Origin of the sequence: Pseudomonas sp. DWP3-1-3b3 (genome assembly GCF_049896305.1) — a bacterium.
Classification (GTDB): domain Bacteria; phylum Pseudomonadota; class Gammaproteobacteria; order Pseudomonadales; family Pseudomonadaceae; genus Aquipseudomonas; species Aquipseudomonas azotoformans_A.
This window is the reverse complement of record NZ_JAFCUA010000002.1, coordinates 628,817-650,416: the sequence shown is the minus strand read 5'-3', so window position 1 is coordinate 650,416 and position 21,600 is coordinate 628,817. Positions and strand designations below refer to the sequence as shown.

At 57.0% G+C, this 21,600-nt stretch carries 22 protein-coding genes; 19 read left to right on the top strand and 3 right to left on the bottom strand.

Annotated elements, in window-relative coordinates; genetic code table 11:
- The first annotated feature begins 138 nt into the window (after window positions 1-138).
- The 5 genes from rpmH to mnmE all read left to right on the top strand — a co-directional run bounded on the left by rpmH (window position 139) and on the right by mnmE (window position 4,067).
- Window positions 139-273, top strand: coding sequence for a 50S ribosomal protein L34 (gene rpmH / locus ACP7BX_RS09370; protein ID WP_003213577.1), 135 nt, complete (start codon window positions 139-141; stop codon window positions 271-273).
- A gap of 16 nt (window positions 274-289) precedes the next feature.
- Window positions 290-694 carry a ribonuclease P protein component gene (gene rnpA, locus ACP7BX_RS09365; RefSeq protein WP_314527403.1) on the top strand — a complete coding sequence of 135 codons (405 nt, stop codon included), beginning with the start codon at window positions 290-292 and terminating at the stop codon, window positions 692-694.
- On the top strand, window positions 687-932 hold the full coding sequence (gene yidD, locus ACP7BX_RS09360) for a membrane protein insertion efficiency factor YidD (RefSeq protein ID WP_010207715.1): 246 nt from the start codon (window positions 687-689) through the stop codon (window positions 930-932). The genes rnpA and yidD overlap by 8 nt, the downstream gene beginning before the upstream one ends.
- A 2-nt stretch (window positions 933-934) precedes the next feature.
- Window positions 935-2,617, top strand: coding sequence for a membrane protein insertase YidC (yidC, locus tag ACP7BX_RS09355; RefSeq protein ID WP_426126954.1), 1,683 nt, complete (start codon window positions 935-937; stop codon window positions 2,615-2,617).
- A 79-nt stretch (window positions 2,618-2,696) separates the two neighbouring features.
- On the top strand, window positions 2,697-4,067 hold the full coding sequence (mnmE, locus tag ACP7BX_RS09350) for a tRNA uridine-5-carboxymethylaminomethyl(34) synthesis GTPase MnmE (protein WP_095014086.1): 1,371 nt from the start codon (window positions 2,697-2,699) through the stop codon (window positions 4,065-4,067).
- 19 nt (window positions 4,068-4,086) lie between these two features.
- Here the strand turns inward: mnmE and ACP7BX_RS09345 are convergent, their stop codons facing one another.
- The 3 genes from ACP7BX_RS09345 to ACP7BX_RS09335 all read right to left on the bottom strand — a co-directional run bounded on the left by ACP7BX_RS09345 (window position 4,087) and on the right by ACP7BX_RS09335 (window position 8,058).
- Window positions 4,087-6,525, bottom strand: coding sequence for a TonB-dependent siderophore receptor (locus ACP7BX_RS09345; protein ID WP_426126956.1), 2,439 nt, complete (start codon window positions 6,523-6,525; stop codon window positions 4,087-4,089).
- A 91-nt stretch (window positions 6,526-6,616) separates the two neighbouring features.
- On the bottom strand, window positions 6,617-7,552 hold the full coding sequence (locus ACP7BX_RS09340; protein WP_426126958.1) for a FecR domain-containing protein: 936 nt from the start codon (window positions 7,550-7,552) through the stop codon (window positions 6,617-6,619).
- Window positions 7,552-8,058, bottom strand: a complete 507-nt coding sequence (locus ACP7BX_RS09335; protein WP_177110907.1) for a sigma-70 family RNA polymerase sigma factor — start codon at window positions 8,056-8,058, stop codon at window positions 7,552-7,554. Before ACP7BX_RS09335 ends, ACP7BX_RS09340 begins: the two co-directional genes overlap by 1 nt.
- A gap of 564 nt (window positions 8,059-8,622) precedes the next feature.
- Between ACP7BX_RS09335 and mnmG the strand changes: the two genes are divergently transcribed.
- From mnmG to glmU, 14 genes are all read left to right on the top strand, one after another.
- Complete coding sequence (mnmG, locus tag ACP7BX_RS09330) at window positions 8,623-10,515, top strand: tRNA uridine-5-carboxymethylaminomethyl(34) synthesis enzyme MnmG (RefSeq protein ID WP_025999919.1); 1,893 nt, start codon at window positions 8,623-8,625, stop codon at window positions 10,513-10,515.
- Window positions 10,512-11,156 (top strand): 16S rRNA (guanine(527)-N(7))-methyltransferase RsmG, encoded by a 645-nt coding sequence (gene rsmG / locus ACP7BX_RS09325; RefSeq protein ID WP_426126961.1) that lies wholly within the window; start codon window positions 10,512-10,514, stop codon window positions 11,154-11,156. The genes mnmG and rsmG overlap by 4 nt, the downstream gene beginning before the upstream one ends.
- An 18-nt stretch (window positions 11,157-11,174) precedes the next feature.
- Complete coding sequence (locus tag ACP7BX_RS09320; protein ID WP_016978715.1) at window positions 11,175-11,972, top strand: ParA family protein; 798 nt, start codon at window positions 11,175-11,177, stop codon at window positions 11,970-11,972.
- 9 nt (window positions 11,973-11,981) lie between these two features.
- On the top strand, window positions 11,982-12,854 hold the full coding sequence (locus ACP7BX_RS09315) for a ParB/RepB/Spo0J family partition protein (protein ID WP_016970690.1): 873 nt from the start codon (window positions 11,982-11,984) through the stop codon (window positions 12,852-12,854).
- A gap of 148 nt (window positions 12,855-13,002) precedes the next feature.
- On the top strand, window positions 13,003-13,410 hold the full coding sequence (locus tag ACP7BX_RS09310; RefSeq protein WP_010565865.1) for a F0F1 ATP synthase subunit I: 408 nt from the start codon (window positions 13,003-13,005) through the stop codon (window positions 13,408-13,410).
- A gap of 16 nt (window positions 13,411-13,426) precedes the next feature.
- Window positions 13,427-14,296, top strand: a complete 870-nt coding sequence (gene atpB, locus ACP7BX_RS09305) for a F0F1 ATP synthase subunit A (RefSeq protein ID WP_016978714.1) — start codon at window positions 13,427-13,429, stop codon at window positions 14,294-14,296.
- A gap of 134 nt (window positions 14,297-14,430) precedes the next feature.
- Window positions 14,431-14,688, top strand: a complete 258-nt coding sequence (gene atpE, locus ACP7BX_RS09300; RefSeq protein ID WP_002555987.1) for a F0F1 ATP synthase subunit C — start codon at window positions 14,431-14,433, stop codon at window positions 14,686-14,688.
- A gap of 56 nt (window positions 14,689-14,744) precedes the next feature.
- Window positions 14,745-15,215 carry a F0F1 ATP synthase subunit B gene (locus tag ACP7BX_RS09295; RefSeq protein WP_008439543.1) on the top strand — a complete coding sequence of 157 codons (471 nt, stop codon included), beginning with the start codon at window positions 14,745-14,747 and terminating at the stop codon, window positions 15,213-15,215.
- A gap of 12 nt (window positions 15,216-15,227) precedes the next feature.
- Entirely contained in the window at window positions 15,228-15,764 is a 537-nt protein-coding gene (locus tag ACP7BX_RS09290; RefSeq protein WP_010207689.1) for a F0F1 ATP synthase subunit delta, read from the top strand.
- Between the two features lie 21 nt (window positions 15,765-15,785).
- Window positions 15,786-17,330 carry a F0F1 ATP synthase subunit alpha gene (atpA, locus tag ACP7BX_RS09285; protein WP_010207686.1) on the top strand — a complete coding sequence of 515 codons (1,545 nt, stop codon included), beginning with the start codon at window positions 15,786-15,788 and terminating at the stop codon, window positions 17,328-17,330.
- Window positions 17,331-17,380: 50 nt separating this feature from the next.
- Window positions 17,381-18,241, top strand: coding sequence for a F0F1 ATP synthase subunit gamma (gene atpG / locus ACP7BX_RS09280; protein ID WP_010207685.1), 861 nt, complete (start codon window positions 17,381-17,383; stop codon window positions 18,239-18,241).
- A 27-nt stretch (window positions 18,242-18,268) separates the two neighbouring features.
- Window positions 18,269-19,645 (top strand): F0F1 ATP synthase subunit beta, encoded by a 1,377-nt coding sequence (atpD, locus tag ACP7BX_RS09275; protein ID WP_010207684.1) that lies wholly within the window; start codon window positions 18,269-18,271, stop codon window positions 19,643-19,645.
- A 44-nt stretch (window positions 19,646-19,689) separates the two neighbouring features.
- A complete protein-coding gene (locus tag ACP7BX_RS09270; RefSeq protein ID WP_003177061.1) occupies window positions 19,690-20,106 on the top strand; it encodes a F0F1 ATP synthase subunit epsilon in 417 nt (138 codons plus the stop codon).
- 123 nt (window positions 20,107-20,229) lie between these two features.
- Window positions 20,230-21,597, top strand: a complete 1,368-nt coding sequence (gene glmU / locus ACP7BX_RS09265) for a bifunctional UDP-N-acetylglucosamine diphosphorylase/glucosamine-1-phosphate N-acetyltransferase GlmU (RefSeq protein ID WP_426126963.1) — start codon at window positions 20,230-20,232, stop codon at window positions 21,595-21,597.
- Window positions 21,598-21,600 lie beyond the last annotated feature (3 nt).

Here is a 21,600-nt window from a genome sequence, read left to right as displayed (position 1 = left end):
AGGTAAATGAGCGGCAGAGATCTAATTAAAGGAAAAGCTGGTTGGAAATTGACCTAGAGGCTTGCTTTCTCTAGAATCGCCGGTCTCTTAAAACGGGGGCCATTCCGGCCCGTTGTGGACGAACCAGGTAACAACGCCATGAAACGTACTTTCCAACCAAGCACCATCAAACGCGCCCGTACTCACGGCTTCCGTGCTCGCATGGCCACCAAGAACGGCCGTGCTGTCCTGTCGCGTCGCCGCGCCAAAGGTCGTGCGCGTCTGGCAGTTTGATAATCCGGTACTGGTGGTGAGTCAGGACTTCAGTCGGGAAAAGCGTCTGCTAACCCCCCGGCATTTCAAGGCAGTCTTTGACTCCCCCACCGGCAAGGTTCCGGGGAAAAATCTCCTGCTCCTTGCGCGTAACAACGATCTTGATCACCCCCGTCTCGGGTTGGTGATCGGCAAGAAGAGCGTAAAGCTCTCCGTTGAGCGCAATCGCCTCAAGCGTCTGATGCGCGAATCGTTTCGCCTCCACCAGGACACTCTGGTTGGTTGGGATATTGTTATCGTCGCGCGCAAAGGCTTGGGTGATGTAGAAAACCCCGAATTGATTCAGCATTTCGGCAAGCTCTGGAAACGTCTGGCGCGTACCAACAAGCCAGTCCCAGTTGCCAACACCGAAACTGTAGGGGTAGACAGCACCGATGCGTAAACTGGCCCTCGTTCCGATCCAGTTTTATCGCTATGCCATTAGTCCTCTGATGGCCAGCCACTGTCGTTTCTACCCCAGTTGTTCCTGCTACGCGTTAGAGGCCATAGAAAATCATGGTCTTCTGCGCGGTGGCTGGCTGACCTTTCGTCGTTTAGGTCGCTGTCATCCGTGGAATCCCGGTGGTTATGACCCGGTTCCACCTATCCCTACCTCCCGTTCTTCTTCGATGGCCGAGTAATCATGGATATTAAACGCACGATCCTGATCGTCGCCCTGGCAATCGTGTCCTACGTCATGGTTCTTCAGTGGAACCAGGACTACGGCCAGGCTGCCCTGCCGACTCAGAATGTTGCTACCAATCAGGCTGCGCCGGCTATTCCGGACACCCCGCTGGGTAACAATGCGTCCGCGAGTGCCGATGTTCCCAGCGCGAATGGCGAGACAAGCGCCCCTTTAGAAACGCCAGTGGTCACCAATAAAGACCTCATCCACGTTAAAACGGATGTGCTCGACCTGGCTATCGACCCACAAGGTGGTGATATCGCGCAGTTGAAACTGCCGCTGTATCCACGTCGCCAAGACCATCCGGATGTTCCGTTCCAACTGTTCGATAACGGTGGTGAACGTACTTATCTGGCACAAAGTGGCCTGACCGGCACCAACGGTCCGGATGCCCGTGCTACCGGTCGTCCGGTTTATTCGACCGAACAGAAGACTTATCAACTGGCTGATGGCCAGAACCAGTTGAACGTTGACCTGAAATTCAGCCTCGACGGCGTCAACTACATCAAGCGTTTCAGCTTTACCCGTGGTCTGTACGACTTGAAGGTCACTTACCTGATCGACAACGAAAGCGACAAACCATGGAGCGGCAACCTGTTTGCCCAGCTCAAGCGTGACGCCAGTTCCGATCCTTCTTCCAGCACTGCCACCGGCACCGCGACTTACCTGGGCGCCGCCCTGTGGACAAGTAGCGAACCGTACAAAAAAGTGTCGATGAAAGATATCGACAAGGGCTCGCTGAAGGAAACCGTCCAAGGTGGCTGGGTCGCCTGGCTTCAACACTACTTTGTGACCGCCTGGATCCCGAGCAAAGGCGACGCGAACCTGGTTCAAACCCGCAAGGACAGCCAAGGCAACTACATCATTGGCTTCACTGGCCCGGCGTTGACCGTCGCACCAAGTGCCAAGGCTGAAACCAGCGCCACCCTGTACGCTGGTCCGAAAAGCCAGGCTGTGCTGAAAGAGTTGTCCCCAGGTCTGGAACTGACTGTGGATTACGGTTTCCTGTGGTTCATCGCCCAGCCGATTTTCTGGTTGCTGCAACATATCCACAGCATTGTGGGTAACTGGGGCTTCTCGATTATCTTCCTGACCATGCTGATCAAGGGGATCTTCTTCCCACTGTCGGCAGCCAGCTACAAGTCGATGGCACGCATGCGCGCCGTGGCACCGAAACTGGCGGCGCTGAAAGAGCAACATGGTGATGACAGGCAGAAAATGTCGCAGGCCATGATGGAGCTGTACAAGAAAGAGAAGATCAACCCGCTGGGCGGATGCTTGCCGATTCTGGTACAGATGCCGGTATTCCTGTCGCTGTACTGGGTACTCCTGGAAAGCGTGGAAATGCGCCAGGCACCGTTCATGCTGTGGATAACTGACCTGTCGATCAAAGACCCGTTCTTTATCCTGCCGATCATCATGGGCGCAACCATGTTCATCCAGCAGCGTTTGAACCCGACTCCGCCGGATCCGATGCAGGCCAAGGTGATGAAAATGATGCCAATCATCTTCACCTTCTTCTTCCTGTGGTTCCCAGCGGGCCTGGTGCTGTACTGGGTGGTCAACAACGTGTTGTCGATCTCTCAACAGTGGTACATCACACGTAAAATCGAAGCGGCTACCGCAAAAGCCTCTGCGTAATTTACTCTGTGGATAACCACTCAAGACGCCCCCTAGTGGGGCGTTTTGCTTTCCGTCACTTTAGTTCTGGAACCTGCTGATGAGCGCTCCTCGTGAAACCATCGCTGCTGTCGCTACCGCTCAAGGTCGCGGCGGTGTCGGTATCGTTCGTATCTCCGGACCGCTCGCCGGTAAGGCGGCCGAGGCTATCAGCGGCCGCGAGTTGAAGCCGCGATATGCCCATTACGGGCCATTCCTCGATGCCGACAAAAGTGTGTTGGATGAAGGGCTGGCGATTTACTTTCCAGGGCCAAACTCATTCACCGGCGAAGATGTCCTGGAATTGCAGGGGCACGGCGGCCCGGTTGTGCTGGATATGTTGTTGCAGCGCTGCCTGCAATTGGGCTGCCGCTTGGCTCGCCCAGGAGAATTCAGTGAACGTGCCTTCCTGAACGACAAACTCGACCTGGCCCAGGCCGAAGCCATCGCTGACTTGATCGAAGCCAGTTCTGCACAGGCGGCACGCAATGCACTGCGTTCGCTGCAGGGTGCGTTTTCCCTGCGTGTGCATAACCTGACCGAGCAGTTGATCAGCCTGCGTATCTACGTCGAGGCGGCGATTGATTTCCCGGAGGAAGAAATCGACTTTCTCGCTGATGGCCACGTCTTGGCGATGCTGGATAAAGTGCGCGATGAGTTATCCACAGTACTGCGTGAAGCCGGGCAGGGCGCTTTGTTGCGCGATGGCATGACCGTGGTGATTGCCGGTCGGCCCAATGCCGGCAAATCCAGCCTGCTCAACGCCCTGGCGGGGCGTGAAGCGGCGATTGTTACCGAGATCGCCGGCACGACGCGGGATATCTTGCGTGAACATATCCACATCGACGGTATGCCCCTGCACGTGGTCGACACCGCTGGCTTGCGCGATACCGATGACCAGGTGGAAAAGATTGGCGTAGAACGAGCGCTCAAAGCCATCAGTGAAGCGGATCGGGTGCTGTTGGTGGTCGACGCCACCGCGCCTGAGGCCGTGGACCCTTTTGCACTGTGGCCGGAATTCCTTGAGCAACGGCCGGACCCGGCCAAAGTCACCTTGATCCGTAACAAGGCCGACCTGACCGGTGAAGCCATTGCTATGGAAACCAGCACCGATGGCCATGTCACCATCAGCCTGAGCGCGAAAGCGGCAGGGGATGGCCTGGAGCTGCTACGCGAACACCTCAAGGCCTGCATGGGCTACGAGCAGACCTCGGAAAGCAGCTTCAGCGCACGCCGCAGGCACCTGGAGGCGTTGCGCCATGCGAGCGCAGCGTTGGAACACGGCCGGGCGCAGTTGACCTTGGCAGGCGCAGGGGAGCTGCTGGCTGAAGATTTACGTCAGGCACAGCAGCTGTTGGGTGAGATCACCGGTGCATTCAGCTCCGATGATTTGCTGGGGCGGATTTTTTCCAGCTTCTGCATCGGTAAATAACCGAGTTATCCACAACGCCCTACCAGTTGTAAGACACCGTACCGAGCAAGGTACGGCTGTCACCCCAATAGCAGCGGCCCGCATCGTTGCATCCAGAAACATATTCCTTGTCGAACAGGTTCTTGGCGTTCACGTCCACGGACCAGTGTTTGTCGATCTGATAGCCAACGGCTGCATCCACCAAGGTGACGCTGCCGGCGTCCAACTTTCCGTAGAGCGTGGGTGCGGTGTAGGAAAAGGTACTGTCGAAGTAACGCACGCCGCCGCCCAGGGACAACCCCTTGAGTTGGCCATCGAGGAAGCGATACTTGCCCCACACCGACGCCTGGTTGCGCGGAACCCCCGTCATCTGACGCCCCTCGACCAGCGATGTTGCTGAATCCTTGGTAATCCGCGCATCTGTGTAGGTATAAGCCGCCGTCACATTCAGGTTGGGCGTGAGGTTGCTGTTCACCTCGACTTCCGCACCTTTGGCTCGGCTTTCGCCCACCTGGCGGTAACTGTTGGTGGTGGCGTCGAGGTAGGTATCGTCTTGCTTGCGCAAGTCATACACCGACACAGTCATCGCCGTATCCCAGCCGATCGGCTCGTACTTCACGCCCAGTTCGTACTGGCTGCTGGTGATTGGCTTCAGCGGTGACCCTGCGTTGGAGATCTGCTGCACAGGGACAAACGCAGTGGAATAGCTGACATACGGTGTCAGGCCGTTGTCGAACTGGTACATCACCCCGCCCTGGTAGGTGAACTTACGGTCTTGCGATCCCGTGTTGCTGGCTTTGTTCACCTTGTCACGGAAATCACTGTCGACCCAGTCCTGACGACCGCCGAGCAAAAACAACCAATGGTCATACTTGCTCTGGATCTGTGCATATACCCCTTTCATCTGCTGTTCGAGCAATGTGTTCTGCACCGCCACCGGGGTCAACGGATCCCGCAGGTATACCGGGTTATACACATTGATGGTGCCGGCAAACCCCGCGTCCCAATCCTGATTGAATGAGGTGCGGTCATAGCTGGCGCCGAACAGCACGGTGTTTTCCAGCCCACCGACCTGGAATTTTCCTTCCAGCTGGTTATCCAGGGAATAAACCATCGATTTGTTGTAGCGGTCGTAGGCGGTCATGTTCAACTGGGTGCCGAAGCCGCGGTTATTCAGGGCACTGGGCCAGGTTTCATGGCGGTTGATGCGTGATTGCATGTAGCGCGAGTTCTGCCTGAATTGCCAATCGTCGTTAAAGCTGTGGCTAAATTCATAGCCGGTGCTCCAGGCTTCGCGCTCGAACGTATTCCAGTCCGGATCGCCGAGCATGGTGTGTTTGGAGAGTTTGCCATTGGGATTTGTAAGCAAGGTGCCAGCGGCTGGCAGGCCGAGTTCCAGGTTGGTGTGATCCTTCTGGTAATTGGCCAACAAGGTAAGGCTGTTGTAATCGTCGAAGTTCAAGGTCAGGGATGGCGCGATGTAGAGGCGATCGTTCGGGACATGATCGGTCTGTGTGTCGGACTTGCGACCGAGCATCACCACCCGACCGAGAATATTGTCGCTGTCGTTGAGCGGACCCGAGATATCCACACCCACTTGGCGTCGGTTGTTCGAGCCATAGCCCAACTGCACCTCGCCCTGTGGCGTGGACGTAGGGTGTTTACTGACCAGGTTCACCAAGCCCCCAGGAGCATTTTCGCCGTAGAGCAGGGAGGAAGGACCTCGGAAGATTTCAACCCGCTCCAGGCCATAAGGCTCGCTGGTCGTGTCGTACCTATTACCTTGAACGCGTAGGCCATCACGCAGCAGGCCGTAGCCGTAATCCGTTGCGTTGAAACCGCGAATGAAGAACAGGTCACCCGCCAAACTATCGCCGGCGGCGAAGGGGGGCGCGAAGATACCTGGTACGTAGCCAAGGACTTCAGTCAGGCTCTGGGATTTCTGGTCCTTGATGCGCTGGCCGGTGACGACCGACACCGAACGGGGCGTTTCCGAGAGAGGTGTGCTGGTCTTGGTGCCGATCCGGCTGTTTTGTGCCTTGTAGCCTACGTCCCCAGCAATCTCTTGATTGAAACCAACCTGTTGATAAGTACTGACAGTGGTCGGCGCAAGGGTGAGTTCGCCAGCAGGAACAGCCTGCAAGACATAGCTGCCGGGGGCCTGGACGACCGCCTGTAACCCCGAGTTTTGCAGCAACAATGCAAAACCTTGGTCCACCGAATAGTTACCTTCCAGCCCCGACGTGTTCAAGCGCGCGGTCTGCTGGGGCGAAAAAGACAGGATCACGTTCGCCCTGGCCGCAAATTGGCTTAAGGCGCTGTCGAGAGGACCGGCGCCAATGGCGTAGTGTTGCACAGCGCTGGCGGCCATGACGCCTGTAGAGAGCAAGGCAGCGACAGTGGCAGCCGTGCCCAGTAGCAGGCTGCAGGTCATACCGTGGAGGGAAAGTCGCTGGCGAAACTGGGTGGGGAGGCGCATAGGTGAGTTAGCCCTGAAGGTTGCATCGTGATTACCTGTAGGGCCGATCCAGGCAAAAAAAAGATAACCCCCTTGTGGATAATTTTTTCGGTCAACTGCTTCGCTTCACCGAAATCCAATATCGCGTTAAATACCTCACCTGAATCGGCAAGGTGGCTTGCAGGTTGGCCAGTACCGCGTCGGTAGCGTCCAGACGGAACGTCCCGGAAACACGCAGTCGAGCGCTGGCCTGATCACATTGCAGGACACCCGGTCTATAACGTGAAAGTTCGTCGATCACCTCCCCCAGTCGAGCATCCAACACGATCAACTGGCCTTCGACCCAGGCAGCTTGGGACCTTCGATAATTGTGGTTCGGTCCTACGTTCTGACGATCAAAGTCGACGCATTCACCTGCACTGAGCAAGCGGAGATGATCGGGCTGATCACCGGGCAACACACTTACCCGGTCCTCCAGCACCCCGACACGCGTGGTGTCTGGCAATTGGCGTACGGTAAACCGGGTCCCCAGTGCCTGGATCCGGCCTTGGCGGGTGTCGACGTAAAAGGGGGGCTGCCCGCCCGACTTACCCGTGTGGATAAGTACTTCACCTTCGCGCAGTCGGATCAAACGCTGGCGCCCGTCGAAGACCACATCAATCGCCGTGCGGGTATTGAGGTCGATCCGCGTGCCGTCGGCCAACTCGATACGCCGGCGTTCGCCTACAGATGTGCGGTAGTCGGCGCCTACATTGCTGTACTGCTGAACATTCCAACCCAGATAACCTGTACTGCCCAATACGAGCATCCACTTCAATACCTGGCGACGTTGTTGAGTAGCCGACAAGGCGCGTCGGGTGAAGTCTTGGGGCAGGGCTCCAAGGCTGCGCTGCAACTGTTCCATCTGGTTCCATGCGACCTGATGGGAGGGATCGCCGTTGAGCCACTGCTGCCAGGCCAAGCGTTCCGCAGCCGTAGGTGGCTGGGATTGAAACTGCACATACCAACTGGCGGCGGCTTCGAAGGTCTTGCGATCAGGCGCCGCCATTACAGGCTGGCCATGATCAGCGAACACTCGGTCAACGCTCGGATCATGTGCTTCTTCACTGTAGTCAGTGACACCTGCAATTGGTCGGCGATCTGTTGATAAGTCAGTCCCTCAATCTGCGACAGCAAGAAGATCCGCCGCGCTCGCTCGCCGAGTCCGCACAAGGCTTTATCCACTGCCACCAGGGTTTCGATGATGATGGCTTTATCTTCTTCACTGATAGCTGTGGCTTCAGGCCGTTCGGCCAGGGTCTGCTTGTAAGCCTGCTCAATGGCGTGCCGACGGTAGCGATCAATCACCAGGCCCCGCGCGATAGTCGCCAAATAGTCCCGTGGTTCAAGGATCTGCGCCGCATGACGTCCGCCCAAGATACGCACAAACGTATCGTGAGCTACATCGGCCGCATCGCAGGCGTTATGCAACTTACCTTTGAGCCACCCGTGCAACCAGGAATGGTGTTGCTCATAAATGTGCTGGACTGCGGCCGTGTGCGAAGGAGGGGACATAGGGTATGACAAGGCGGGTTAATGATAATCGCTATTATTAACTGCCCTGCCGTTTTCTCACAATAGCTCTCTTTTTGCAGTACTCATCGCCGAGTCGGACGATTCTGCGGGCTTGGCCGTGGGCGAAATACACACCAAGTGACCGATTTCTGTGGATTAAGCCCTGTGAATAACCGCCTCTGTGCCCAGTTGATAACAGGGCCTGAAACCTGAGTAAAAACCCGCCTGTGGATAAGCACCTGTTTAATCCACAGGCTTAAAGCACTTATCCAAGCCCCTCATTGGTACATGACCACAGACTTTTGAATCTCTGTACACAACGTAATTAAAGGGTTGTAGAGATCTATCCACAGAAAGTTAGCTGCATAGAAATAAACATAAAAACAAAGATTTAATAAATTTCTCTCTTTTAATTTCTATTGTCTGTGATTCATCCACAGCTGGTTAAATTTTGTGCAAAGGGTTCTTTAGGAAGGGCTAAGTCCCTATACTTGCCGCCAAAGCTCCAAAACCCTTTCAACAGACAATTCCTGATTACCTACATAAGCAGGCACGAGGTGCGTGGTGGATTTCCCTTCCCGTTTTGAAGTGATCGTCATCGGCGGCGGTCATGCCGGTACCGAGGCAGCACTGGCGTCAGCACGCATGGGCGTAAAAACCCTGTTGCTCACGCACAACGTGGAGACCCTCGGTGCAATGAGTTGCAACCCCGCTATTGGTGGGATCGGCAAAAGCCATCTGGTCAAGGAAATCGATGCCCTTGGCGGCGTGATGGCCATGGCCACCGATAAGGGTGGTATTCAATTTCGTGTGCTCAACAGCCGCAAAGGCCCAGCCGTACGGGCTACCCGAGCTCAAGCCGACCGCATCCTGTACAAGGCGGCCGTGCGCGAAACCCTGGAAAACCAGCCGAACCTGTGGATATTTCAACAAGCCGCAGATGATCTGATCGTCGAACAAGACCAGGTACGCGGTGTTGTCACGCAAATGGGCCTGCGTTTCTTCGCAGAATCCGTGGTGTTGACCACCGGCACGTTCCTCGGCGGACTTATCCACATCGGTATGCAGAATTATTCCGGCGGTCGCGCCGGTGATCCGCCGTCGATTGCCCTGGCAAAACGCCTGCGTGAATTGCCGCTGCGTGTCGGGCGCCTGAAAACCGGGACCCCGCCGCGTATCGACGGGCGTTCTGTGGATTTCTCGGTGATGACCGAACAGGCCGGCGACACGCCGATTCCAGTCATGTCGTTCATGGGCTCCAAAGAGCAGCACCCGAAACAGGTGAGTTGCTGGATCACCCACACCAACGCCCGCACCCACGAAATCATTGCCGCGAACCTCGACCGTTCGCCGATGTACTCCGGGGTAATCGAAGGGATCGGCCCGCGTTATTGCCCATCGATCGAAGACAAGATCCACCGCTTTGCCGATAAGGAAAGCCACCAGGTGTTTATCGAGCCCGAAGGCTTGACCACCCATGAGCTGTACCCGAACGGGATTTCCACTTCCCTGCCGTTCGACGTGCAAATCCAGATCGTGCAATCGATCCGTGGCATGGAAAACGCACACATCGTGCGTCCGGGCTACGCCATCGAATACGACTACTTCGACCCGCGCGACCTGAAGTACAGCCTGGAAACCAAAGTGATTGGCGGTCTGTTCTTCGCCGGCCAAATCAACGGCACTACCGGTTACGAAGAAGCCGGCGCCCAAGGTTTGCTGGCCGGAACCAACGCAGCACTGCGTGCACAAGGCAAAGACAGCTGGTGCCCGCGTCGCGACGAAGCGTATATCGGCGTATTGGTCGATGACCTGATTACCCTGGGCACCCAGGAACCGTACCGGATGTTCACTTCCCGGGCGGAATACCGTTTGATCCTGCGTGAAGACAACGCCGACCTGCGTTTGACCGAAAAAGGTCGCGAACTCGGCCTGGTCGATGATGTGCGTTGGGAAGCCTTCTGCAAAAAACGCGAAAGCATTGCGTTGGAAGAACAGCGCCTGAAAAGCACTTGGGTTCGCCCTGGCACCGAACAAGGCGACGCGATCGCTGAAAAATTCGGCACGCCGCTGACCCACGAATACAACTTGCTCAACCTGCTGTCCCGTCCGGAAATCGACTACGCTGGTCTGGTCGAAGTGACCGGCCAGGGCGCGGAAGATCCCCAGGTCGCCGAGCAGGTTGAAATCAAGACCAAATACGCCGGATACATTGACCGTCAACAGGACGAGATCGCTCGCCTGCGCGCCAGTGAAGACACCAAGCTGCCTGCGGATATCGATTACACCGGGATTTCCGGGCTGTCGAAAGAAATCCAAAGCAAGCTGGGGATAACTCGTCCCGAGACATTGGGCCAGGCTTCACGTATCCCCGGCGTCACCCCGGCAGCCATTTCGCTGTTGATGATTCATTTGAAAAAACGCGGCGCGGGCCGTCAGTTGGAGCAAAGCGCTTGAGTTCGTTGGTCACCTCGCAACACGCAGAAGAGTTATCCACAGGTGCACGCCAGTTGGGCGTTGACCTGACCGAAACCCAGCATGAGTTGCTGTTGGGGTATTTGGCGTTGTTGATCAAATGGAACAAGGCTTACAACCTGACCGCGGTGCGTGATCCCGACGAAATGGTGTCCCGTCACTTGCTCGACAGCTTGAGCGTGATGCCCTTCATCGAAAACGGCCGCTGGTTGGACGTGGGCAGTGGCGGCGGTATGCCTGGCATTCCGTTAGCCATCTTGTCTCCCGAGTCCCAAGTTACCTGTCTGGACAGCAACGGCAAGAAAACCCGCTTCCTGACCCAGGTCAAACTCGAACTCAAGCTGGATAACCTGCACGTTATCCACAGTCGCGTAGAAGCCTTCACGCCTGAACTGCCTTTCAACGGAATTGTTTCCAGGGCCTTCAGCAGCATGGAGAACTTCAGCAACTGGACCCGCCACTTGGGCGATCGCGATACGCGCTGGTTGGCAATGAAGGGCGTCCATCCAAGCGATGAGCTGTTAGCATTGCCGGCAGACTTCCACCTCGATAGCGAACACGCCTTGGCCGTACCCGGTTGCCAAGGCCAACGCCATCTGCTGATACTGCGCCGCACGGCATGATTGGGAACACAAGCAAGAATGGCTAAGGTATTCGCGATAGCGAACCAGAAAGGTGGCGTGGGCAAAACCACCACCTGCATCAACCTCGCAGCATCCCTGGTCGCGACCAAGCGCCGGGTGCTGTTGATCGATCTCGATCCACAGGGCAACGCCACCATGGGTAGCGGTGTGGATAAACACGGCCTGGAAAACTCGGTCTACGACTTGCTGATTGGCGAGTGCGACCTGGCCCAGGCCATGCACTACTCCGAACACGGTGGTTATCAACTGCTGCCGGCTAACCGCGATTTGACCGCGGCGGAAGTGGTGCTGCTGGAAATGCAGATGAAAGAAAGCCGTCTGCGCAGCGCCTTGGCGCCGATCCGCGAGAATTACGATTACATTTTGATCGACTGCCCACCGTCGCTGTCGATGCTCACGCTGAACGCGTTGGTGGCCGCCGATGGGGTGATTATCCCCATGCAGTGCGAGTACTACGCACTGGAAGGGTTGAGCGACCTTGTGGATAACATCAAGCGCATCGCCGAGTTGCTCAACCCGAACCTGCAGATCGAAGGCCTGCTGCGGACCATGTTCGATCCACGCCTGAGCCTGATGAACGATGTGTCGGCGCAGCTCAAGGAACACTTTGGTGATCAGCTTTACGACACCGTGATCCCGCGCAACATCCGTCTGGCCGAAGCGCCAAGCTACGGCATGCCCGCGCTGGCGTATGACAAGTCCTCGCGTGGCGCCATTGCTTACCTGGCTCTGGCCGGCGAGATGGTTCGCCGCCAACGCCGCAACTCACGCACCGCTGCAGCCCAGCCAACTTAAGGAATCCCCATGGCCGTCAAGAAACGAGGTCTCGGACGTGGACTGGATGCACTGTTGAGTGGTCCGACCGTCACATCGCTTGAAGAACAAGCGGTGCAGGCCGACGAGCGTGAGTTGCAGCACCTGCCGCTGGACCTGATCCAGCGCGGCAAATACCAGCCACGCCGGGACATGGATCCCCAGGCGCTGGAGGAACTGGCCAATTCGATCAAGGCCCAGGGCGTGATGCAGCCGATTGTGGTTCGCCCGATTGGCGGCGGCCGCTTTGAAATCATCGCCGGTGAGCGGCGCTGGCGCGCAAGCCAGCAGGCCGGCAAGGAAACCATCCCGGCGATGGTGCGCGACGTACCAGATGAAACCGCCATCGCCATGGCGTTGATCGAAAACATCCAGCGCGAAGACCTCAACCCGATCGAGGAAGCGATCGCCCTGCAGCGTTTGCAGCAGGAGTTCCAGTTGACCCAGCAACAAGTGGCCGAGGCGGTGGGTAAATCCCGCGTGACCGTGTCCAACTTGCTGCGTTTGATAGCGCTGCCGGAAGTCATCAAGACCATGTTGTCCCACGGCGACCTGGAGATGGGGCACGCCCGTGCTTTGCTCGGTTTGCCGGAAAATCAACAGGTTGAAGGGGCGCGACACGTTGTCGCACGGGGGCTCACCGTTCGCCAGACCGAGGCGCTGGTTCGCCAGTGGCTCAGCGGCAAACCTGCACCGGTCGAAACGGCCAAACCTGATCCGGATATCGCCCGTCTCGAGCAGCGCCTGGCCGAGCGCCTGGGCTCTGCGGTGCAAATTCGCCATGGCAAGAAAGGCAAAGGGCAATTGGTCATCGGTTATAACTCGCTCGATGAGCTCCAGGGCGTCCTTGCCCACATCCGCTGAAACATTTGCTTATGTAGCGTGTGATCGGAAATCACTACCCGACAGTTGAATAGGGGCAGAACCGCCCCTATACTCTGCGCGCATTTTGTCGGCACAAATTATGCCAAGTTATTGATTTCCGGCAGCCGACCATTGAGGAGCAAGAGTGATGGAAACCCGCACGCCAAACACGTTGCCGTTCCATCGCTTGGCCGTTTTTCCGGTTTTATTGGCTCAATTTGTCATTTTGCTGATCGCCGCATTGGCGCTTTGGTATTGGCATGGAGTCGTTGCCGGATATTCAGGACTCTGCGGAGGCCTGATAGCCTTGCTGCCCAATATGTATTTTGCTCACAGGGCCTTTCGGTTTTCCGGCGCCCGAGCAGCCCAGGCTATCGTCCGGTCATTTTATGCCGGCGAGGCAGGGAAACTGATTTTGACGGCAGTGCTGTTTGCACTGACCTTTGCAGGTGTGAAGCCATTGGCGCCGCTGGCTGTATTCGGCGTCTTCGTGTTGACCCAACTGGTCAGCTGGTTCGCTCCCCTGCTAATGAAAACAAGACTTTCGAAACCTTAGGGCGTTTGAGGCAACCATGGCAGAAACAACCGCTTCGGGCTATATCCAGCACCACTTGCAGAACCTGACCTTCGGTCAGCTTCCTAATGGCGGCTGGGGCTTTGCCCACTCCGCAGCAGAGGCCAAAGAAATGGGCTTCTGGGCTTTCCACCTGGACACTCTGGGCTGGTCGGTCGCATTGGGTCTGATCTTCGTCTTCATTTTCCGCATGGCGGCAAAGAAGGCGACTTCCGGTCAACCAGGTGCTTTGCAGAACTTCGTTGAAGTACTGGTCGAATTCGTCGATGGCAGCGTGAAAGACAGCTTCCATGGCCGTAGCCCGGTGATCGCACCGCTGGCACTGACCATCTTCGTCTGGGTGTTCCTGATGAACGCCGTCGACCTGATCCCGGTTGACTGGATTCCTCAGCTGGCCATGGCGATCAGCGGCGACCCGCACATTCCATTCCGTGCCGTATCGACCACTGACCCGAACGCCACCCTGGGCATGGCCCTGTCGGTCTTCGCGTTGATCATTTTCTACAGCATCAAGATCAAGGGCATCGGCGGCTTCATCGGCGAACTGACCCTGCACCCGTTCGGCAGCAAGAACATTTTCGTTCAAGCCCTGCTGATCCCGGTGAACTTCCTGCTGGAATTCGTGACCCTGATCGCCAAGCCGATTTCCCTGGCCCTGCGACTGTTCGGCAACATGTATGCCGGCGAGCTGGTGTTCATTCTGATCGCTGTGATGTTCGGCAGCGGCCTGCTCTGGCTTAGCGGCCTGGGCATTGTTCTGCAGTGGGCGTGGGCTGTGTTCCACATCCTGATCATCACCCTGCAGGCCTTCATCTTCATGATGCTGACCATCGTCTACCTGTCGATGGCGCACGAAGAGAACCATTAAGACCAGTCTCGACTAGTCTGATGTCCTTCCCGGTCAAACGGGAAGGTAGGCCCTACCGGGCTATGAAACGATTTGTTTTACCGCTTTAAAATCTAAAAAACCTAAACCATACGACGTAAAAGTCGGGAGGAAAGATGGAAACTGTAGTTGGTCTAACCGCTATCGCTGTTGCACTGTTGATCGGCCTGGGCGCCCTGGGTACTGCCATTGGTTTCGGCCTGCTGGGCGGCAAGTTCCTGGAAGGCGCAGCGCGTCAGCCAGAAATGGTTCCAATGCTGCAAGTTAAAATGTTCATCGTCGCCGGCCTGCTCGACGCCGTGACCATGATCGGTGTTGGTATCGCTCTGTTCTTCACCTTCGCGAACCCTTTCGTTGGTCAACTCGCCGGTTAATCACTCGTCTTTTCGAGTGATTGGTGTGTTGTGCAACGAATGAGCGAGGTATTGGCGTGAACATTAATGCAACCATTATTGGTCAGTCCTTAGCGTTCTTGATTTTTGTCGTTTTCTGCATGAAGTTCGTATGGCCTCCGGTCATCGCAGCTCTGCACGAACGTCAGAAGAAGATCGCGGATGGGCTGGACGCTGCAGCACGAGCAGCTCGCGACCTGGAGTTGGCCCAAGATAAAGCGGGTCAACAACTGCGCGAAGCGAAAGCTCAAGCAGCCGAAATCATTGAGCAAGCCAAGAAACGCGGTAACCAGATCGTTGAAGAGGCTGTTGAAAAAGCCCGTATCGACGCTGACCGTGTGAAGGTTCAGGCTCAGGCCGAGATCGAGCAGGAACTGAACGGTGTCAAAGATGCGCTGCGTGCCCAACTGGGTGCTCTGGCCGTCGGCGGTGCTGAGAAGATCCTGGGTGCCACAATCGATCAAAACGCGCACGCGGAGCTGGTAAACAAACTGGCTGCTGAAATTTAAGCGAGGGCGATCATGGCAGAATTGACCACGTTGGCCCGACCTTACGCTAAGGCAGCCTTCGAGCACGCCCAGGCCCACCAGCAGCTGGCCTCTTGGTCAGCCATGCTCGGCCTGGCTGCAGCAGTGTCGCAAGACGACACCATGCAGCGCGTGCTCAAGGCCCCGCGACTGACGAGCGCAGACAAGGCCGCCACTTTTATTGAAGTGTGCGGCGACAAGTTCGATGTGAAGGTACAGAACTTCATCCACGTCGTTGCCGAAAACGACCGTCTCCTGCTTCTGCCGGAGATTGCCGCTCTGTTCGACCTGTACAAGGCCGAGCAAGAGAAGTCGGTAGACGTTGAAGTGACCAGTGCTTTTGCATTGAACCAAGAACAGCAAGACAAACTCGCCAAGGTTCTCAGTGCACGACTCGACCGGGAAGTGCGCCTGCAAGTTGCGGAAGACAAGTCCCTCATCGGGGGCATTGTCATTCGCGCCGGCGACCTGGTTATCGATGGCTCGATTCGCGGCAAACTCGCGAATCTTGCCGAAGCATTGAAATCTTGAGTTTGAAGGGGCAGCAGAGCAATGCAGCAACTCAATCCTTCCGAAATAAGTGAAATTATCAAGGGCCGCATCGACAAGCTCGATGTGACCTCCCAAGCCCGTAACGAAGGCACTGTCGTCAGCGTATCTGACGGTATCGTGCGGATTCACGGTCTGGCCGACGTAATGTCCGGCGAGATGATCGAGTTTCCGGGCGGCGTCTTCGGTATGGCCCTCAACCTGGAGCAGGACTCCGTAGGTGCCGTAATCCTGGGCGCTTACCAGTCTCTGGCTGAAGGCATGAGCGCCAAGTGCACCGGCCGCATCCTGGAGGTTCCGGTTGGTAAGGAACTGCTGGGTCGCGTAGTCGACGCACTGGGTAACCCTGTTGACGGCAAAGGTCCACTGGGCAACACCGAGACCGACGCGGTCGAGAAAGTTGCTCCAGGCGTGATCTGGCGTAAGTCGGTAGACCAGCCTGTACAGACTGGCTACAAGGCTGTCGATGCCATGATCCCTGTCGGCCGTGGCCAGCGTGAGCTGATCATCGGTGACCGTCAGATCGGTAAAACCGCTCTGGCGATCGACGCGATCATCAACCAGAAAGACAGCGGCATTTTCTGCGTCTACGTAGCCATTGGTCAGAAGCAATCGACCATCGCCAACGTGGTTCGCAAGCTGGAAGAGAACGGCGCACTGAAAAACACGATCATCGTGGCTGCCAGTGCTTCGGAATCGCCTGCACTGCAATACCTGGCACCGTATGCCGGTTGCACCATGGGTGAATTCTTCCGCGACCGCGGTGAAGACGCGCTGATCGTTTATGACGATCTGTCCAAGCAAGCAGTGGCTTACCGCCAGATTTCCCTGCTGCTGCGCCGTCCACCAGGCCGTGAAGCTTACCCAGGCGACGTGTTCTATCTCCACTCCCGTCTGCTGGAGCGCGCATCCCGCGTTTCGGAAGAGTACGTAGAGAAGTTCACCAACGGCGCAGTGACCGGCAAAACCGGTTCCCTGACCGCACTGCCGATCATCGAAACCCAGGCTGGCGACGTTTCCGCGTTCGTTCCGACCAACGTGATTTCCATCACCGACGGTCAGATCTTCCTGGAATCGGCCATGTTCAACTCAGGCATCCGCCCTGCAGTGAACGCCGGTGTTTCGGTATCCCGTGTGGGTGGTGCCGCTCAGACCAAGATCATCAAGAAGCTCTCCGGTGGTATCCGTACCGCTCTGGCTCAGTACCGTGAACTGGCGGCATTCGCCCAGTTCGCTTCTGACCTGGACGAAGCGACCCGTAAGCAACTTGAGCATGGTCAGCGCGTTACCGAGCTGATGAAGCAGAAGCAATACGCCCCAATGTCGATCGCTGACATGGCGTTGTCGCTGTATGCCGCTGAGCGTGGGTTCCTGACTGACGTCGAAATCGCCAAGGTCGGCAGCTTTGAACAAGCGCTGATTGCTTACTTCAACCGCGATCACGCCGACTTGTTGGCCAAGATCAACGTGAAGGGTGACTTCAATGACGAAATCGACGCTGGCCTCAAAGCCGGTATCGAGAAGTTCAAGGCCACCCAAACCTGGTAAGCCGCAGCGGGAGCCGCAAGGCTCCCGCTTGCTAACCTGATAGGTGTTACATGGCAGGCGCAAAAGAGATTCGCAGTAAGATTGCGAGCATCAAAAGCACGCAAAAAATTACCAGCGCCATGGAAAAAGTGGCGGTCAGCAAAATGCGCAAGGCACAAATGCGCATGGCTGCTAGCCGTCCTTATGCGGAGCGTATCCGCCAGGTAATTGGGCATCTGGCCAACGCCAACCCGGAATACCGCCACCCCTTCATGATCGACCGCGAAGTAAAGCGTGTGGGTTATGTGGTTGTGAGCAGTGACCGTGGTTTGTGCGGTGGTTTGAATACCAACCTGTTCAAGGCCCTGGTCAAGGACATGGCGGTAAACCGCGAAAAGGGCGTCGAGATCGATCTGTGTGTTGTTGGTAGCAAGGGTGCGGCCTTTTTCCGCAACTTCGGCGGCAACGTCGTAGCAGCTATCAGCCACCTGGGTGAAGAGCCGTCGATCAATGATTTGATCGGCAGTGTGAAGGTGATGCTGGATGCATACCTGGAAGGCCGGATTGACCGCCTCTCCGTGGTATCCAACAAGTTCATCAACACCATGACCCAGCAGCCAACCGTGGAGCAATTGATTCCACTGGTGGCGACTCCGGATCAGGAACTCAAGCACCACTGGGACTACCTCTACGAACCAGACGCCAAAGAGCTGCTTGACGGCTTGATGGTGCGCTACGTGGAGTCGCAGGTGTACCAGGCGGTGGTCGAGAACAACGCAGCTGAACAAGCGGCGCGGATGATCGCGATGAAAAACGCTACCGATAACGCCGGTGATCTGATCAGCGATTTGCAGCTGATCTACAACAAGGCGCGTCAGGCTGCGATCACCCAAGAGATCTCGGAAATCGTCGGCGGCGCTGCCGCGGTTTAACGGTTCAAATATTCAGAGGATCCAGCTATGAGTAGCGGACGTATCGTTCAAATCATCGGCGCCGTTATCGACGTGGAATTTCCACGCGACAGCGTACCGAGCATCTACAACGCGCTGAAAGTACAAGGCGCGGACACTACTCTGGAAGTTCAGCAGCAGCTGGGCGACGGCGTAGTTCGTACCATTGCGATGGGTTCCACCGAAGGCTTGAAGCGCGGTCTGGACGTTGTCGACTCTGGCGCAGCCATCTCCGTACCGGTCGGTAAAGCGACCCTGGGCCGGATCATGGACGTACTGGGCAACCCGATTGACGAAGCTGGCCCGATCGACACCGAAGAGCGCTGGGGCATTCACCGTCCAGCACCTTCGTTCGCGGAACAAGCTGGCGGCAACGACCTGCTGGAAACCGGCATCAAGGTTATCGACCTGGTCTGCCCGTTCGCCAAAGGCGGTAAAGTCGGTCTGTTCGGTGGTGCCGGTGTAGGCAAGACCGTAAACATGATGGAACTGATCCGTAACATCGCCATCGAGCACAGCGGTTATTCCGTGTTCGCCGGTGTGGGCGAGCGTACCCGTGAGGGTAACGACTTCTACCACGAGATGAAGGACTCCAACGTTCTGGACAAAGTGGCACTGGTTTACGGTCAGATGAACGAGCCGCCGGGTAACCGTCTGCGCGTAGCACTGACCGGCCTGACCATGGCCGAGAAGTTCCGTGACGAAGGTAACGACGTTCTGCTGTTCGTCGACAACATCTATCGTTACACCCTGGCCGGTACTGAAGTATCCGCACTGCTGGGCCGTATGCCTTCGGCAGTAGGTTACCAGCCGACCCTGGCTGAAGAGATGGGCGTTCTGCAAGAACGTATCACTTCGACCAAGGAAGGTTCGATCACTTCGATCCAAGCGGTATACGTACCTGCGGATGACTTGACCGACCCGTCGCCAGCGACCACCTTCGCCCACTTGGACGCCACCGTCGTACTGTCCCGTGACATCGCTTCCCTGGGTATCTACCCAGCGGTCGATCCACTCGACTCGACTTCGCGCCAGCTGGATCCGAACGTGATCGGCCAGGAGCACTACGACACCGCTCGCGGCGTTCAGTACGTGCTGCAGCGTTACAAAGAACTGAAGGACATCATCGCGATCCTGGGTATGGACGAGCTGTCGGAAGCCGACAAGCAGTTGGTAAACCGTGCTCGTAAGATCCAGCGTTTCTTGTCGCAGCCGTTCTTCGTGGCTGAAGTCTTCACCGGTGCATCGGGTAAATACGTTTCCCTGAAAGACACCATTGCTGGCTTCAAAGGCATCCTCAACGGTGACTACGACCACCTGCCAGAACAAGCGTTCTACATGGTCGGCGGCATCGAAGAAGCGATCGAGAAAGCCAAGAAACTGTAATCCAGGCGCCCGGAAACGGGCGCTCATCAGGTTGAGGCAATCAGATGGCTATGACAGTCCATTGCGATATCGTCAGCGCGGAAGGGGAAATCTTCTCCGGTCTGGTAGAGATGGTGATTGCACACGGCGAACTCGGTGACCTTGGTATTGCCATGGGTCACGCGCCGTTGATCACCAGCTTGAAGCCAGGTCCGATCACTCTGACCAAGCAAGGCGGGGAAAAAGAGGTGTTTTACATCTCGGGTGGTTTCCTCGAGGTTCAGCCGAACATGGTCAAGGTACTTGCCGACACCGTGCAACGTGCTGGCGACCTGGATGAAGCCTCCGCTCAGGAAGCCGTCAAGGCTGCTGAGAAGGCCCTGAATGAAAAGGGTGCGGACTTCGACTACAGCGCTGCTGCTGTACGTCTGGCCGAGGCTGCAGCTCAGCTGCGCACGCTCCAGCAGATCCGCAAGAAGTAAGCGGCCACGCCGTCATGCTTCATGCGCGATTGATTAAAAAGGGTAGCCTCGGCTACCCTTTTTCTTTTTCAGCAAAACACTTCTCTGGTCTGAAGCCGGACCGCCCAGGATTGGTAGCCACTCATGTCTCTTGAAATCGTCATTCTCGCCGCAGGCCAGGGCACCCGCATGCGTTCGGCCCTGCCCAAGGTGCTGCACCCGGTTGCCGGCAATTCCATGCTGGGCCATGTTATCCACAGCGCCCGGCAACTCGATCCGCAACGCATTCATGTAGTGATCGGCCATGGTGCTGATGTGGTGCGTGAGCGCCTTGCCGCGGACGATCTGAATTTCGTATTGCAAGACAAGCAACTGGGCACCGGCCACGCCACCGCCCAAGCCGTACCCTTCATCAGCGCCGACACCGTGCTGATCCTCTACGGTGACGTGCCGCTGATCGAAGTCGAAACCCTGCAACGCCTGCTCAAGCATGTCGTGCCTGGGCAGATGGGCCTGCTGACGGTTGAACTGGATGATCCTACTGGTTACGGGCGCATCGTGCGTAACGCCGATGGCAAGGTTGCCGCTATCGTTGAGCACAAGGATGCCAGCGAAGCCCAACGCGCTATTACCGAGGGCAACACCGGGATCCTGGCGGTCCCCGCCGATAAGCTCGGCGATTGGATGAGCCGTCTGTCCAACAACAACGCCCAGGGCGAGTACTACCTCACCGACGTCATCGAGATGGCGGTAAGCGATGGCCTGTTGGTCGCCACCGAGCAGCCCCACGACCAAATGGAAGTGCAGGGCGCCAACGACCGCAAGCAACTCGCCGAACTGGAACGTCACTACCAATTGCGCGAAGGCCGTCGTCTGATGGCCCAAGGCGTGACCTTGCGTGACCCGGCACGCTTCGATGTACGGGGTGAAGTGACTGTCGGCCGCGATGTGCTGATCGACATCAACGTGATCCTCGAAGGTCGCGTGATCATCGAAGACGACGTGGTGATTGGCCCGAACTGTGTGATCAAGGACAGCACCCTGCGCAAAGGCGTGGTGGTCAAGGCCAACAGTCACCTGGACGGCGCGGTGATGGGGGAGGGCAGCGATGCGGGTCCGTTTGCGCGACTGCGCCCCGGCAGCGTGCTGGAGGCCAAGGCCCATGTGGGTAACTTCGTCGAGCTGAAAAACGCTCATTTGGGCGAAGGTGCCAAGGTGGGTCACCTGACTTATCTGGGCGATGCCGTCATCGGCGCACGCACCAATATCGGCGCCGGCACCATCACCTGCAACTACGACGGTGCCAACAAGCACCAGACCGTGCTGGGCGAAGACGTTTTCATCGGTTCGAATAATTCGCTGGTTGCCCCGGTGACAGTGGGCGACGGCGCTACCACGGCTGCCGGTTCCACCATCAATCAGGATGTGGATAACTTGCAACTCGGCGTAGCCCGCGCCCGCCAACGCAACATTGACGGCTGGAAGCGCCCGGTCAAAATCAATAAGACCTGAGTT